The following is a 15,404-nucleotide window of genomic DNA, read 5'->3' as shown; positions in this document are numbered from 1 at the left end:
ATAATTTATTTAATCTCCATCCAAAGCTAGTCTATTCTCTGTGACGAGGCTTAAGCCATCATGAAAAAGCATAAAATAATTTATCTTTAAGAAAGCACATCAAATATATACCTTTAAGCTAGGGAGTAAACTGCATGACGACTGTATTGGCAGTGGCACAGCAAGGTGAAGCCATTCTACATTTGATGGCTGTTGCCGTGAGTGAAGCCGAGTTTAATTGTCCGTGGTTAATTGAGCTCACTCAGGCAATGCACGCCACAATGTTGGCTCGTTCTGGTGTTGGGATTGCGGCGCCCCAAATTTATGTCTCTAAACGCGTGATTATTGTGGCATCAAGGCCCAATCTACGTTATCCCGATGCACCTGAAATGGACGCAGTGGTGATGGTGAACCCAGAAATTGTGTATCAGTCTGAACAGACCTTGCAAGGTGAAGAAGGTTGCTTGAGTGTACCTGATACGCGTGGCCAAGTTAGGCGTGCGGCGCATATTCGTGTGCGCTACAGAACGGTGCAAGGTGAGCAAATAGAAACTGAATTTTCAGGCTTTCCTGCACGTATTGTACAGCATGAGGTTGACCATCTAAATGGCGTGTTGTTTGTCGAGCGATTAACGGATTAAAAGGCTGTTCTAACTTATTTGCTCCCTTGCTTAAATTGCTGAGGGGTTTGTCCTAAGTGCCGTTTAAACATGGCACTAAAAGCGCTAGGATTAGCATAGCCGAGTGTGCGAGAAATCTGAGCCACAGATTCACCAATTGAAATTTTACTCAGTGCATGTGCAATATGCATTTGTTGAATCCATGCGCGATAGGACAGCCCCGTTTCTTTTTGAAACATACGCATGAGGGTACGGGCACTGGCACCAATTTCATCTGCCCACGTGCTTAAATCCTTTAACTGACCTGGTGCTTCGAGCATGGTTTTACATATTTGTAGTAGGCGTTTGTCTTGTGGCCAAGGAATCTGAATTGGCAGTAGATTGGCTTTATGAATTTCATCAAAGATTAAAATCTGTAATGAACGTGACAGCTCATCGGCACTGAGCAGAGCCGATGGTGGCATGCTTTCTAGGGCATTTAAACGGATCAGTAGTTCATGCAATAGTTTACTGACACGAATAATAAAACAGTTTTGGCCCATCAGTTCCGCCGCTGCAGTCTCAACCAGCGCCGTATTCATTTTGACATGGCTGAGTGAAATGACGCTGTGTTCAATTCCTGCTGGAATCCACAGCGCACACATAGGCGGTACAATCCAAACATGGTTGGGTGTGTAAACTTGGATCATACCACTCGACGCATATAAAAACTGCGCCCGAGAGTGATGGTGTGGTGGCGTAATCTCCCGATAACTATGCTCAGAAGACAGACCAATCACCAGTTCAGACATTTCTGTTTCAATCAGTAAACTGTGCATATAAGTCTCTCTCTTGTCACTTATGCAATGATTATTGGAAGATAATAGCTTGAGTGACAATTTACAATCACAAACTGACCAATATAGACATGGAGTGAACGGGCAATGAACTCTTCAATACCCGTGAAGAATGAGGCTGGCGAAGCACATCCACAGCCACAAGGCATGGTAATTAAAATCGTGGGTGCGGTTGCAATTGCGCATCTACTGAATGATTTGATACAGGCAGTTTTACCAGCCATTTACCCGATGCTGAAAGTCAATTTTTCACTAAGTTTTGCAGAAGTTGGTCTGATTTCACTGGTCTATCAGCTGACGGCATCCTTGTTACAACCGTGGATTGGTCTGTATACCGATAAGCATCCGAAGCCTTATTTACTTCCGATGGGCATGATGGTTACATTCAGTGGGATTGTGCTACTGGCTTTCGCGCCGAGTTTTACAGTCCTACTGATCGCTTCTGCGCTGATTGGTGTAGGGTCATCAACCTTCCATCCTGAAGCATCACGTGTAGCACGAATGGCTTCTGGTGGCCGTTTTGGTACTGCGCAATCGACTTTTCAGGTCGGTGGTAATACTGGTTCTGCCATAGGCCCATTGTTGGCAGCTTTGATTATCGTACCTTTTGGACAGCATGCAGTCGCATGGCTAGTGCTCTTTGCTTTGTTGGCCATTTGGGTGCTATTTGGTGTGAGTCGCTGGAATATTCAACATAGCCTGAGCCAAGCGACATCCAAAGCACAGCAGGTACAGACTAAATTACAGGGTAAACAGTTGTTTATTGCATTAGCCACCATTTGTGTACTGATGTTTGCCAAATTTACCTATATCGCCAGTATTAGTAATTATTTTACCTTTTACTTAATGCATAAATTTGGCTTAAGCCTTCAAAATGCACAGCTACATTTATTTGCCTTTTTGGCGGCCGTTGCATTGGGTACGTTTGCTGGTGGGCCTATAGGAGATAAAATTGGTCGTAAGGCAGTGATCTGGGTGTCATTTATAGGCATGGCGCCTTTTGCGCTCATGTTGCCTTATGTAAATCTATTTTGGACCACTGTACTGTCAATTGTGATTGGTTTAGTGATGTCATCTGCTTTTGCAGCCATGGTGGTCTATGCACAAGAAGCCGTACCAGGGCGCGTGGGCATGATTGCAGGCTTAATGTTTGGCCTCATGTTTGGTGTGAGTGGTATTGCGGCAGCAGGTTTGGGTTATTTGGCAGATATCAATGGCATTGAATGGGTATTTGGTGTTTGTTCATTGTTGCCTTTACTGGGTTTAGCCACTTTCTTTTTGCCCAAGACACAGGTGAAGCCTGCAAACTAATACAATACAAATGAATCTTTTCTAAACAAAAATAATGGCGCTGTCTGATAGGATAAATCAGGTGGCGCTTTTTATTGTGTCAATCCTTCGCCCGAATTGAAGATGAGTAGGAGAAAATGCCCATGAGCGATACACAAGCAGTGATTGCATTTTCACTGACAGATGAACAACTAAATTTTGAGATAGACGGGCAAGTAATTGAAATTAATAAAGGTTTAATTTTTATCATTTCACAAAGTGTGCGTTTTGGCCGTATTGATGCTTTGGCCATTGAACAGATGATCTATGTGATTGAAGAACTGCTAGAACAACTCAAACTGGGCGCTCATATACAGCGGATGTCACACACGTCTGATGAATATATGCAACGACTTAGTAGCTTATTTTTTAATGGTGCAAAGCACATCGGCCGTCAGATGCTTGAACACGCATTCAATTCATTTGTAGAACGACTAGAATATTATACGGCGCAGGCAGGCGATGATTTTAAGCTATTGGCTTATTTCGTGTTGATTCGTGAAATGATGCATCATTTGAATATTGCTAGAATAAATTTGAATACTTAATTGATTTTCAAAGCAAAGGTAATGGACTATTTAACATTTTTGATTATAATTTGTGTAATTAATCAACTAATTACGACTTAGAGAATAATCACTGTGGCTGAATTGATTCCCCCAAGCATTCAACAATTAAAATCAGCCAGTAGCGGTGAAAGAAAAGTCTATCAATTATTGGAGCATGTCTTTCAAGAGGAAAATGCCATTATTTGGCATGAACCGAAAGCGCTTAACCGTTATACCGATTTTATTGTTTGGTTGCCAAAGCATGGCTTATTGGTGATCGAAGTTAAGGACTGGTCTAAAGATAGATTTGAAACCTTAAACCCTGAAACATTTACGGGGCGTTTTTATAATAACAACCATGCCAAAAGTGTTGCAGTACAAAATCCAGAACAGCAAGTACGTAAGTGCATGTTGAATATTCTGAATCAATTTAAAAAGACGGCGATATTTTTACAACAGAATGGGCATTATCAGGGCAATGTTAAATTTCCAATCAGTAGTTGTGTTATTTATACAGAGCTGAAAGAACAAGATGCTCATGAAATAGGCTTAAGTTTACCTTCTATTAGCACAGTACATAAAACCATTTATAAAGATGATTTACGTCTTGTTGCCGAAAATAAGACTTTTAAAAATAAATTAATTGCTGCATTTAAAGATGTTGGATTCTCTTTTGAAGCATTGAGCTATGCAGAAGAAAAGTTTTTACGCTATATGATTTTTCCTGAAATTCGGGTGAATGAATTTAAACAGGATGAGTTATTTGCCGTAGAGCCACAAGAAGTGAAAGCACTTGATTTATCTCAGGAATCGATTGCAAAGAATATTGGTGATGGGCACCGTATTTTAAAAGGTGTCGCAGGTAGCGGTAAAACATTGGTTTTGGCGTGTCGCGCAAAATATTTAAAAACGATTTACCCAGACTATAAAATTTTAGTGGTGTGCTACAACAATTCTCTGTGTAATCACTTACGACAGATGTTTGGAGATGATTTTAATGGCAAGATAGAAGTGCTGAATTTTCATAGTGTGGTCAAGAAAATTACCAGCGCCAATTTATCGATGCTAAAAAATGAGAAGCAAACAGACTATAACAGTCGTGTCGGTCAAATTTTATTGGATTATCTTGAGGAAAGCGACTTATCTGATACTCAACAATATGATGCTATTTTGATTGATGAAGGGCAGGACTTTGCACAAGAATGGATTATTGGCCTGTCTAAATTAGTCAAAGCAGAAAGTAATAATATTTTGTTCTGCTACGACCCAGCGCAAAATATCTTTAACCGTAAAAAGCCGAGTTGGCGCTCAGTGGGTTTGCAGGTACAAGGTAAAAAGCCAGTAGAACTGTATAAATGCTACCGCAATACCAAAGAGATTTTAGATATTGCCAAAGCATTTTTGAATCCGAAGCAATTCGAGAGTTTACAGAATAATGATGAATATGACCGTGTTTTAGACCCAGATACAGGGGAGTGTAAAACAGGTGAATACCCAAGTATTTATCATGAAAATGATGTGCGCCATTTAGCGGATTTAATTGCCCGTAAAATTCGACAATTGCTGAAGTCAGATGTCCTACCTAGAGACATTGCAGTGTTACAGGCAAAATCTGCTGAATACGATATTTTCATTAATGAGTTAAAAACCAAACTAGAAAGTTATGTTCCAGATGCTGAGGCTGAATTTATTTTCAGCAGTGCTGAAAAGAAAGCGCTCGATTTAAATAAAAATTCAATCAAAATTATGAATGTAGAATCGTCTAAAGGATTGGAGTTTCCGCATGTATTTTTTGTTGGGCTAGACCACATGCCACGGCTGGGGGAAAATCGAGACTTAGATTCTGAGCGTAAACTGGCGTATGTGGGCATGACCCGTGCGCAGAATAAGTTATTTATTTTAGGCTGTGAAAATACAGGCTTTCTTGCGGATGTAAAAGCGATTTATGAGCAAACTGCAAAGCAACAACAAGCAGAAGAAAGCTCAGTGCTGGTCAGCATTGAAAAAGCGCTAGATGAATCAGAAAATAGCGAGTTAGAAGTGGATACGGATTCAATGATTGGTCAAAAATGGACAGAAGATGAAGAAGTCCGCTTGATAGATGCTTTTATGGATGAAAAGTTAGCAATTAAGGACATTGCGCTGCGCCATAACCGTAAAAGTGGTGGGATTCGAGCAAGACTGCGTAAATTACGTTTGATTGATTAAGCGGACTAAAGCTCACTGTTACTTTTACTAAATACAGTGATGAAATAATATTTCAAGTCATAAAAAAGCCCTGAAAACTGTAATGTGATCAGGGCTTTTGAATATTTAAACTTATTTTAAATGTTCGGCAATATCGCTAAAGATCACGCCTAAACCATGTGCGCCCGCATCTGGATAGCCAAGACTGCGGTCACCCACAGTTCCTGCACGGCCCATACGCGCCACGATCTCTTTGGTGTTTTCAGCACCTTGAACGGCTGCTTTGGCACCTAAAGTGAAGTTTTCTTTAAAAGATTTATCCGTATTGGCAGACCATGAATCTGCGCATGGTACTAAGGCATCAATCAAAGTTTTATCGCCTACCACAGCACCACGACCAAATGAGCGTTCGCCAGTAACTTGAATGCCTTTAACTGCTGCTTGAAGCATGTCTGCAAAGTCTGCCGTATTTAAAGCATTTTTGCCTTTAATGGCTTTGCTCGCAGCACGGAATGCTGAACCCCAGATTGGGCCAGATGCACCACCACAATGCTCCATAATGATCATTGAACAGTTCAAGAGGAAGTCATCCATTTGATCTGCTTGTACCAGTTGATGCCATTCACGTTTCAGCTGTTTAAAGCCTTTTGCAACGCTCATACCAAAATCGCCGTCGCCTGCATGGGCATCGAGTTCACAAAATGGCACTTCATTTTTAATGATGCATGCGCTCATCACATCAACCACATAGCGCATATTTTCAATGGTGAACTGCTCATTAGAAATTTTGGCATGTTCAGGATGCGTTTCTACATCTGTATTGATCGTGCGTTCAGCTGTTTCATTTTGGTTAGAAAACTCAAGCGGAAGTGCAGGAGAACCGTCCATTTTAAATGCTGGTGTGTTCGCTTCCGCATCTAAATAAGTTTTTAGTTCATCATCCAGCGCAAGTAGCGATACAGATGCACCGTTCATGTCGATGCTGGTCATGTAGTTACCCACAAATGTGCGGTAAATTTTGATGCCTTTATTGGCAAGATGCTGGCAGACATCATGGTTAAATACATACAGTTCTTGCAATGGTGTTGTACCAAAACCATTGACCAATACAGCCACTTCTTTGAGGTCTGGACGGTCAAGGAATAGGTCATCGACAATGCGCTGCGCTAATTTTTTAGATGGCAGGATTTTTTCACGGCGAATACCCGGTTCACCGTGAATGCCTACGCCGTATTCCATTTCGTCATTAGCTAACGTAAAAGTTGGTGTACCTTTGGCTGGAACGGTGCAAGAAGTATATGCAAAACCCAGACTGGTTACGCTGTCGGCAGCTTTTTGTGCTAATTCTTTTACACGTGAAAGTTCATAACCTTTGCTAGCAGCAGCACCTGCAATTTTGTGTACAAATACTGTACCTGCAACACCACGGCGACCTACGGTATAGAGGCTGTCTTTTACCGCAATGTCATCTGCAACTTTTACATAATCAACTTTAATGCCGTCGTCAGTTGCAAGGGCTGCGCCATTCTGGAAATTCATCATATCGCCAGAATAGTTTTTGATGATCATCAGCACGCCTTTGTCGGTTGCGACTTGTTGCAATGCTTTATAAATTTGAATTTGCGAAGGTGATGCAAATACGTCACCACATACTGCAGCATCGAGCATGCCTGCACCGACAAAGCCTGCATGTGCAGGTTCGTGACCGCTACCACCGCCACTAATGAGTGCCACGTTTTGGTGTTTTTCTTTACGTGAAATGATTTTGTGTGATTCGTTAAATGCAAGTTCAGGATGAGCAAGAACAAAGCCTTTGCACATTTCAACAACCAGATTTTCTGGGTTGTTCATGAGTTTTTTCATGCAGGAAAACCTTTACATGTAGATTTGGGAGAATATTAAATGTGGTTATTATCCTAGAAAGTGAGAATTTTTGCAGAGTTAAAAATGTAAAAATGGATGATTAGGCGTTGATGGGTTAGAAAAGGGGCGGTTTTTAATGTATATCTTATATTAAATGAATCCACCTAAATCCCCCTTTGTTAAAGGGAGGTTAGGAGGGATTAAAAATATTAAAATAGAAGAATAAAAATGAAACCTTACAATAAAAATTTGAAGCAAGCCTCTCGTGATTTACGGAATAACATGACTGATGCTGAAAAGCTGTTATTGTCACGGCTTCGTAATAAACAAATTTTAGGTTTGCAATTTTATAGGCAAAAGCCGATTTTAAATTTCATTGTTGATTTTTACTGTCCTGTTGCCAATTTAGTTATTGAGTGTGATGGTGGACAGCACTTTACGGATGAGGGATTAGAAGCTGATCGGGCGAGGGATGAGACTTTGGCTCAGTTGGGATTGAAAGTGCTGAGGTTTGATAATTTACAGATTTTGAATGAGGTTGATGATGTGGTAGAAGTGGTTTATCAATATTGTTTGAAAGAGATTTCTAAAGAATCCCCCCTTTGATAAAGGGGGACTTCACGCGAATTTGATAGTTTTTTTGAATTTGAGATGTTTATATCAAAAGGTTTAGATTGAGCTTTCTATTTGAAATAATATTTAAAATTTAATCTAAAAATTATATACTTATTCAAAATCCGTAAGAAAAAAGATAAATGACATATTCTAATAATCAAGTTGAAAGAGCTGGTGAAGACTTAAAAAAGCTGGCTAATTATAAAAATCATAAACTACATGAGGATACGTTAAAAATATTAACATTTTGGCGTGATAGTCATGTTGTTGCTTTAGATAATGCAGAAAAAACTGTAAAAACAGTTATGGATTCCTCATATAAAAATGTATTCATCGCTAGAAGGATTAAAAGAGCTGATTCAATAATCCGTAAACTTTCTAGATTTAGTAGGATGAGTCTAAAAAATATGCAGGATATAGGTGGCATTCGTGTGGTTCTTAAAAATCTCAAAGATGTAAATAGAGTGTTTTCAAAATTAAAGAAACATTCAGATTTTTGTGAAGAAGGTGGACATACACGTTTTAAGAATTATTTAGAAAATCCTAAGCAAGATGGTTATAGGGGCATACATGTAATAGGAAAGTTTAAAAATTCAGAAAATATCTTACGAAGTGTAGAAGTGCAACTTCGTACGCAATTGCAACATAGTTGGGCAACAAGCATAGAAATAGTAGATATATTTAGTAATAATAATTTGAAATTTACGAGCGGTGTTGATGAATGGTCTAGATTTTTTAAATTAGCAAGTAATCAATTTAATTATATTGAATCTTTAGAATCATTTGTTAAAAATAGGCAAAAGGATTTAGTACAAGAATATTTGTCTAAAGCGCTAAAAAATCAAAATATTGCCAATGAATGTATAGAAATAGCTGAGTTATTTAATCAAGTTCTAAGTAATAAAATAACTATTGAATATAGTTTTAGGAGTTTTGCAGATTCTATAAAATTTATTCATGATGAACTATCGAAGAAGTCAGTACAACACGGCTTTTATTTATTAAGACTTAATTTACGAACTAAATCAGTTCAACATGAATTTTTTGAAAAAAAAGAACATTCAAAAGCTTCAGAACAATACACCTTGTATGAATCGACTTTACAGGCAAATCCTGATTGGATCGTAGCATTAGTGTCTTCTGATGCAGTTGATGGTATTAAACAAGCTTACCCGAATTATTTTGCTGATTCTGAAGTATTTATATCGTATGTAAAGTTGATCGAGAATGTGGCGAAGGTTGTATATAAACAACGAGTAGTAGCTTCCAGAATGAAAAGTTTCTTGGATGAGAAGAAATCCCTCCCTGCCTCCCTTTAAAAAAGGGAGGAGTTGTCACGTAATTCATGTAATCACATGACAAAGTCCCCCTTTGAAAAAGGGGGATTTAGGGGGATTAAAAAATAAAAGCCCTCAATTGAGGGCTTTTTTAGTTCCCCTTTATCAAAGGGGGCTAGGGGGATTTTTTAAACTACAGAATCATCCAAATTAGGCGCTAACCAACGCTTCGCTTCATCCAACGACCAACCTTTACGCTTCGCATAATCTTCAAGCTGATCGCCCGCGATTTTACCCACGTTAAAGTATTGGCTTTCAGGGTTGGCATAGTAGAAACCGCTAACAGATGAAGGCGGCCACATTGCAAAGCTAGTGGTCAATTGTGTACCAATTTTGTCAGTAGAACCTAACCAGTCAAACAATGGCGCTTTTTCAGAATGCTCAGGGCAAGCAGGGTAGCCGGGTGCAGGACGGATACCCACATACTTCTCTTTAATCAGCTCTTCATTGCTTAAAGTTTCAGAAGCTTGGTTGCCCCAGAACTCTTTACGGATGCGCTCATGCAAATGCTCAGCAAAAGCTTCCGCAAAACGGTCACCCAAAGATTGAGCTAAAATAGCAGAGTAGTCATCGCCTTTGGCTTTGTACTCATTCGCCATTTCTTCCGCACCGAAAATCGATACCGTGAAACCGCCCAAGTAATCTTCTGCAACGCCTTTAGGCGCTACAAAGTCCGCCAACGACAAGTTTGGTTTGCCAGTCACTTTGTCAGACTGCTGACGAATGTGATGGAAAGTATGCGTCACCGATTGACCATCTTCACTATACACTTCAACCGAATCCGCGGCAGAACGGTTGGCTGGGTAAATGCCAAATACAGCGCGCGCATCAAAGCGTTTGTTGTCGATGATGTCTTTTAGCATAGTCTGCGCTTGTTCAAACAAGTCAGTTGCCGCTTCACCCACCACTTCATCCGTTAAGATTGCAGGGAATTTGCCTGCCAAGCTCCAAGAAATAAAGAACGGTGTCCAGTCGAAATATTCAACCAGTGTTTCAAGCGGATAGTTGGTCAGCGTTTGCGTACCAATAAAATTCGGTTTCGCAGGCTTATTGGCTGCGAAGTCAATTTTCAAGCCATTTTCGATAGATTCTGCATACGTCAGTTTGGCCGCTTTCGGCTGTTTATTGGCAATACGCTCACGTACTTTTTCATATTCAGCGCGAGTTTCTTCAACAAACTTCGGCTTCATTTCTTTAGATAATAAAGTCGTTGCAACACCCACCGCACGCGATGCATCGGCAACATAAATCACTGCATCATTCGAATATTGCGGATCAATTTTTACTGCAGTATGTGCTTTAGAAGTGGTTGCACCGCCAATCATCAACGGTACATTAAAGCCTTTGCGCTGCATTTCTTTAGCAACAAACACCATTTCGTCCAAAGATGGTGTGATCAGACCAGAAAGACCGATAATATCCACTTTTTCATCAATGGCAGTTTGTAAAATCTTCTCGCAAGGCACCATTACGCCTAAATCGACAATGTCATAACCGTTACAGCCCAGTACTACGCCAACGATATTTTTACCGATATCGTGTACGTCGCCTTTTACGGTGGCCATCAGCACTTTACCTTTAGACTGCCCGCCAGATTTTTCTGCTTCAATGAACGGATTGAGCCAAGCCACTGCTTGCTTCATTACACGCGCAGATTTCACTACTTGCGGTAAGAACATTTTGCCCGAACCGAACAAGTCACCCACTACGTTCATGCCGTCCATCAGCGGGCCTTCAATTACATCGAGTGGACGTTTGGCTTTTAAACGTGCTTCTTCAGTATCTTCATCAATGAATGTGGTAATACCTTTGACCAAAGCATGTTCAAGACGCTTTTCTACAGGAAGCTCACGCCATTCCAAGTTTTCTACTTGTTTTTGCGCTGCACCTTGGCCACGGAATTTTTCAGCAACTTCAAGTAATTTTTCAGTTGCATCATGTTGGCTCTCACCCTGATTCTGATTCAGAATCACATCTTCAACAGCAGCTTTTAACTCAGGGTCAATATCATCATAAATCGCCATTTGACCTGCGTTGACGATACCCATAGTCATGCCTTGCTTGATGGCATGATAAAGGAACACAGAGTGAATCGCTTCACGTACAGGTTCGTTACCACGGAATGAGAACGATACGTTCGACACACCGCCTGAAATCATCGCGTGTGGTAAATTTTGTTTAATCCAACCTGTCGCTTCAATAAAGTCCACAGCATAGTTGTTGTGTTCTTCAATACCCGTTGCAACTGCAAACACGTTCGGGTCAAAGATGATGTCTTCAGCAGGGAAGCCGACTTCATTTACAAGTACGTCATAAGAGCGTTTGCAAATTTCACGTTTACGTTCAGCAGTATCGGCCTGACCTTTTTCATCAAAGGCCATGACGATAACAGCAGCACCGTACTGACGGCATAGACGTGCTTTGTGTACAAACTCGTCATAACCTTCTTTCAAGGAAATTGAGTTAACTACAGGTTTACCTTGTACGCATTTTAAGCCTGCTTCAATGATGTCCCATTTTGATGAGTCAATCATGATCGGCACACGTGAAATTTCAGGCTCAGAAGCAACAAGATTCAAGAAGTGCACCATCGCGCCTTCTGAATCGAGCATACCTTCATCCATGTTGATGTCGATGATTTGCGCGCCAGCTTCAACTTGCTGCTGTGCAACATCGAGTGCTTCTGCAAAGTTTTCTTCACGGATTAAACGAAGGAATTTTTTAGACCCTGTCACGTTGGTACGTTCACCAACGTTGACGAATAATGATTCTTCAGTAATGTTAAATGGCTCTAAACCGCTTAAGCGACACGCAGGTTTAGTTTCAGGCACTTGACGTGGCGCAATGTCTTTGACTGCATTGTAAATGGCACGAATATGATCAGGTGTTGTACCGCAGCAACCGCCCGTAATGTTAATCAGGCCACTTTCAGCAAATTCTTTAATAAAGGCTGCCGTTTCTTCGGGTGTTTCATCGTAGCCACCAAAAGCATTTGGCAAACCAGCGTTTGGATGCGCTGATACAAAAGTGTCTGCCACATCGGAAATAGTTTTTACATGCGGACGCATCGCATCTGCGCCCAAGGCACAGTTAAAACCAATAGACAGTAAATCGCCGTGACGCACCGAGTTCCAGAATGCTTCCGCAGTTTGACCAGTCAGGGTACGACCTGAAGCATCGGTAATGGTGCCTGAAATCATCAATGGCAATTCATAACCAAGCTGATTAAACACTTCTTTCACTGCAAAGATCGCTGCTTTACAGTTCAGCGTATCGAATACAGTTTCGATTAATAGAATGTCCGCACCGCCTTCAATCAGGGCATGTGCAGCCTCAATATAGTTTTCTTTGAGTGCATCAAAAGTAATGTTACGAAATGCTGGGTCATTTACATTCGGTGAAATTGAACAGGTACGTGATGTAGGCCCAAGCACACCTGCAACAAAGCGAGGCTTTTCTGGCGTTGAATATTTTTTGCAGGCTTCCTTGGCAATGCGCGCCGCTTCACGGTTAATTTCAGGCACCAAATCTTCCATGTGGTAATCCGACATGGATACGCGTGTGCCGTTAAAAGAGTTGGTTTCAATGATGTCTGCGCCCGCATCCAAATAGGCTTCATGAATACCTTGGATAATATGCGGTTGTGTAAGCACCAAAAGATCGTTGTTGCCTTTGAGGTCAGATGCCCAGTCAGCAAAACGCTCACCACGGTAATCAGATTCTTCGAGTTTATGACGCTGAATCATGGTGCCCATCGCACCGTCAATAATCAGAATCCGTTGAGCTAGAAGCTCTTTTAAGGTGGCAAGCGTGGACATAAATAACCCAATCCGATGGCATATAAAATCGGCATCTATGTTAGCAGATTTCAGCTTAAAATGAGTGCAATTCAGTTTAATTCAGCAAAGTGCATTTTGAAGTGCCGAATAAACCGCCAAATGTGCTACAGCTAAAATACCGGCTGCCTGTCATAAATACTTCATCAAGCTGTCATATCCCACAAGCATGCTATGCAATGACCCGTTATGCCTAGAACGAAGCTTATATTTCATGTTTTGTAACATGATCGTTTTTGGTGCAAATACAGGTCGATTAAATGAATATAAATCATTGTGAGTAATTTTAAGTGTATGAATATTAAATAAATATTTGAATTTTAATAAGCGATTTTGATGGCGAGCTGTAAAAAATAAAGTATGAAATATTGCTTTATATGACAGCGCTTTGTCATATAATTGTCACAATTTAATTGAACAATATGGGGATTCTTAAATCCTCCATTCTTGCTTGCATGAATTCTAATCAAACTCCCGTAGATTCAGCACACCAGTCGGCAAACAAAAAGTCGACGAATGTTCATGTGCCTACACCGAAATTTTTTATGCCGGTGTTTCTAACGTTAATTATTTCAACGTTAATTTATATTGGTTTTCAACTCACAGCTGATCTCGCGCACGTTCCTGCACTTAGTCTCTACTCCATGATTTTATTGGGTACAGCTTTGTTTATTGCGCTTGGTTTTGAATTTGTAAACGGTTTTCACGACACAGCAAACGCTGTTGCAACAGTAATTTATACCAATGCATTGTCTGCCCCTGTGGCGGTGATGTGGGCTGGTTTTTGTAATTTCTTAGGCGTAATGGTTGCCAGTGGTGCAGTTGCCTACGGCATTATTGCATTGCTTCCTGTTGAATTGATTATGAACGTTGGTTCTGGTGCGGGTTTTGCCATGGTCTTTGCCATGCTAATCGCGGCCATTCTTTGGAACCTAGGTACTTGGTTCTTGGGTATTCCTGCGTCTAGTTCACATACTTTAATTGGTTCGATTCTAGGTGTGGGTATCATGAACTACATTCTGCACGCGGGTAGCGGTGCATCGGGTGTAGACATGGACCAAGTGATTAAAGTGGGTAAAGCTTTACTATTTTCTCCTTTAATTGGTTTTGCATTTGCTGCGGTGTTGTTCTTATTGGTTAAAAAAATCTTTAAGAAACAAATGGAATTATTCCAACCACCTGAAGGCAATAAGCCACCACCGCCACTGATTCGTGCAATTTTGATCTTTACCTGTACAGGCGTAAGCTTTGCACATGGTTCCAATGATGGTCAAAAAGGCATGGGTTTAATCATGTTGATTTTGATTGGTTGTGTACCTTTGGCTTATTCTTTAAACAAAAATTTAGATCAAGCGCACATTCAGTCATTTGAACAATTGTCTGCGCAAACAGCGACTGCAATTTATGCTCAGCATGCTGATATTGCAGATGACAAAGCGCGTGATGTGATTACCAAATACATTCAGACCAAAGAAATCACACCTGAAGTTGTGCCTGCTTTAGCAAGCTTAACGGATCACTTAGGTGAGCGTGTAGGTCAATATGGTGATCTTAAAGATATTCCAGAAACTGAAGTTTCTTCAATTCGTAATGATATGTACTTAAGTACCACGGCATTTAAGCGTTTAGATAAATCAGAACAGCTTCCAGCAATGACTGCGGATCAATCTAAGCAAGTTAAAGAATACCGTAGTAACTTAGATTCTTTCCTTCAATATATTCCAACGTGGGTGAAAGTTGCTGTTGCATTGGCACTTGGTCTAGGAACGATGGTGGGTTGGAAACGTATTGTTGTGACTGTTGGTGAACGTATTGGTAAGCACCACATGACTTATGGTCAAGGTATGTCAGCCGAGCTTGTTGCGATGACCACAATTGCTGCTGCAGATGGTTTTGGTATGCCAGTTTCAACTACGCACGTACTGAACTCTGCTGTTGCAGGTACAATGGTTGCCAACAAATCTGGTCTTAACTTTGCCACAGTAAAAACTATTCTTTCAGCTTGGGTTTTCACACTACCAGCGACCATCTGTTTATCTGGTGGTTTGTATTGGTTGTTCTTAAAAGTGTTCTAAGCACTTTTAAAGCTATAAAAAAACGCTACTTCGGTAGCGTTTTTTTATGCTCTGCTTTCGTGTTTTAAGTGCTATGGCGAGCTTTATGGATGAGATCATGAGGAGCATAGAATCTATCAAAATACCCAATCAATAGACCCTTCCCATAGACCACTTTGATTGCAGAAAATGAGAAGGGT

General features: G+C 40.6%; 10 protein-coding genes. 7 read left to right on the top strand and 3 right to left on the bottom strand.

The genetic code is table 11. The features are described from left to right. The first annotated feature begins 134 nt into the window (after window positions 1–134). Complete coding sequence (gene def, locus D9K81_RS10365) at window positions 135–620, top strand: peptide deformylase (RefSeq protein ID WP_120375165.1); 486 nt, start codon at window positions 135–137, stop codon at window positions 618–620. Between the two features lie 14 nt (window positions 621–634). Here the strand turns inward: def and D9K81_RS10360 are convergent, their stop codons facing one another. Beyond that, window positions 635–1,417 carry an AraC family transcriptional regulator gene (locus D9K81_RS10360; RefSeq protein ID WP_120375166.1) on the bottom strand — a complete coding sequence of 261 codons (783 nt, stop codon included), beginning with the start codon at window positions 1,415–1,417 and terminating at the stop codon, window positions 635–637. 105 nt (window positions 1,418–1,522) lie between these two features. Here D9K81_RS10360 and D9K81_RS10355 point away from each other — a divergent pair, with 105 nt between their 5' ends. The 3 genes from D9K81_RS10355 to D9K81_RS10345 all read left to right on the top strand — a co-directional run bounded on the left by D9K81_RS10355 (window position 1,523) and on the right by D9K81_RS10345 (window position 5,520). Continuing rightward, entirely contained in the window at window positions 1,523–2,746 is a 1,224-nt protein-coding gene (locus tag D9K81_RS10355; RefSeq protein ID WP_121523274.1) for an MFS transporter, read from the top strand. 122 nt (window positions 2,747–2,868) lie between these two features. After that, a complete protein-coding gene (locus D9K81_RS10350) occupies window positions 2,869–3,312 on the top strand; it encodes a hypothetical protein (protein ID WP_120375168.1) in 444 nt (147 codons plus the stop codon). Between the two features lie 93 nt (window positions 3,313–3,405). Next, window positions 3,406–5,520 (top strand): 3'-5' exonuclease, encoded by a 2,115-nt coding sequence (locus tag D9K81_RS10345; protein ID WP_121523272.1) that lies wholly within the window; start codon window positions 3,406–3,408, stop codon window positions 5,518–5,520. Between the two features lie 111 nt (window positions 5,521–5,631). Here the strand turns inward: D9K81_RS10345 and dhaK are convergent, their stop codons facing one another. Continuing rightward, window positions 5,632–7,362, bottom strand: a complete 1,731-nt coding sequence (dhaK, locus tag D9K81_RS10340; protein ID WP_120375170.1) for a dihydroxyacetone kinase subunit DhaK — start codon at window positions 7,360–7,362, stop codon at window positions 5,632–5,634. A 228-nt stretch (window positions 7,363–7,590) separates the two neighbouring features. Here dhaK and D9K81_RS10335 point away from each other — a divergent pair, with 228 nt between their 5' ends. Further along, on the top strand, window positions 7,591–7,968 hold the full coding sequence (locus tag D9K81_RS10335) for an endonuclease domain-containing protein (RefSeq protein ID WP_120375171.1): 378 nt from the start codon (window positions 7,591–7,593) through the stop codon (window positions 7,966–7,968). A gap of 149 nt (window positions 7,969–8,117) precedes the next feature. Beyond that, window positions 8,118–9,296 carry a RelA/SpoT domain-containing protein gene (locus D9K81_RS10330; RefSeq protein WP_120375172.1) on the top strand — a complete coding sequence of 393 codons (1,179 nt, stop codon included), beginning with the start codon at window positions 8,118–8,120 and terminating at the stop codon, window positions 9,294–9,296. A 146-nt stretch (window positions 9,297–9,442) separates the two neighbouring features. On the opposite strand, the gene metH is transcribed toward D9K81_RS10330, so the two are convergent. Further along, window positions 9,443–13,132 carry a methionine synthase gene (gene metH, locus D9K81_RS10325; RefSeq protein ID WP_120375173.1) on the bottom strand — a complete coding sequence of 1,230 codons (3,690 nt, stop codon included), beginning with the start codon at window positions 13,130–13,132 and terminating at the stop codon, window positions 9,443–9,445. A gap of 473 nt (window positions 13,133–13,605) precedes the next feature. On the opposite strand from metH, the gene D9K81_RS10320 reads away from it, so the two are divergent. Further along, a complete protein-coding gene (locus tag D9K81_RS10320; protein WP_120375174.1) occupies window positions 13,606–15,225 on the top strand; it encodes an inorganic phosphate transporter in 1,620 nt (539 codons plus the stop codon). Window positions 15,226–15,404: the final 179 nt, after the last annotated feature.

The sequence above is a fragment of the Acinetobacter chengduensis genome (assembly GCF_003664645.1).
In the GTDB taxonomy this organism is placed as follows: Bacteria; Pseudomonadota; Gammaproteobacteria; order Pseudomonadales; family Moraxellaceae; genus Acinetobacter; species Acinetobacter chengduensis.
This window is presented reverse-complemented; position numbering and strand designations above follow the sequence as displayed.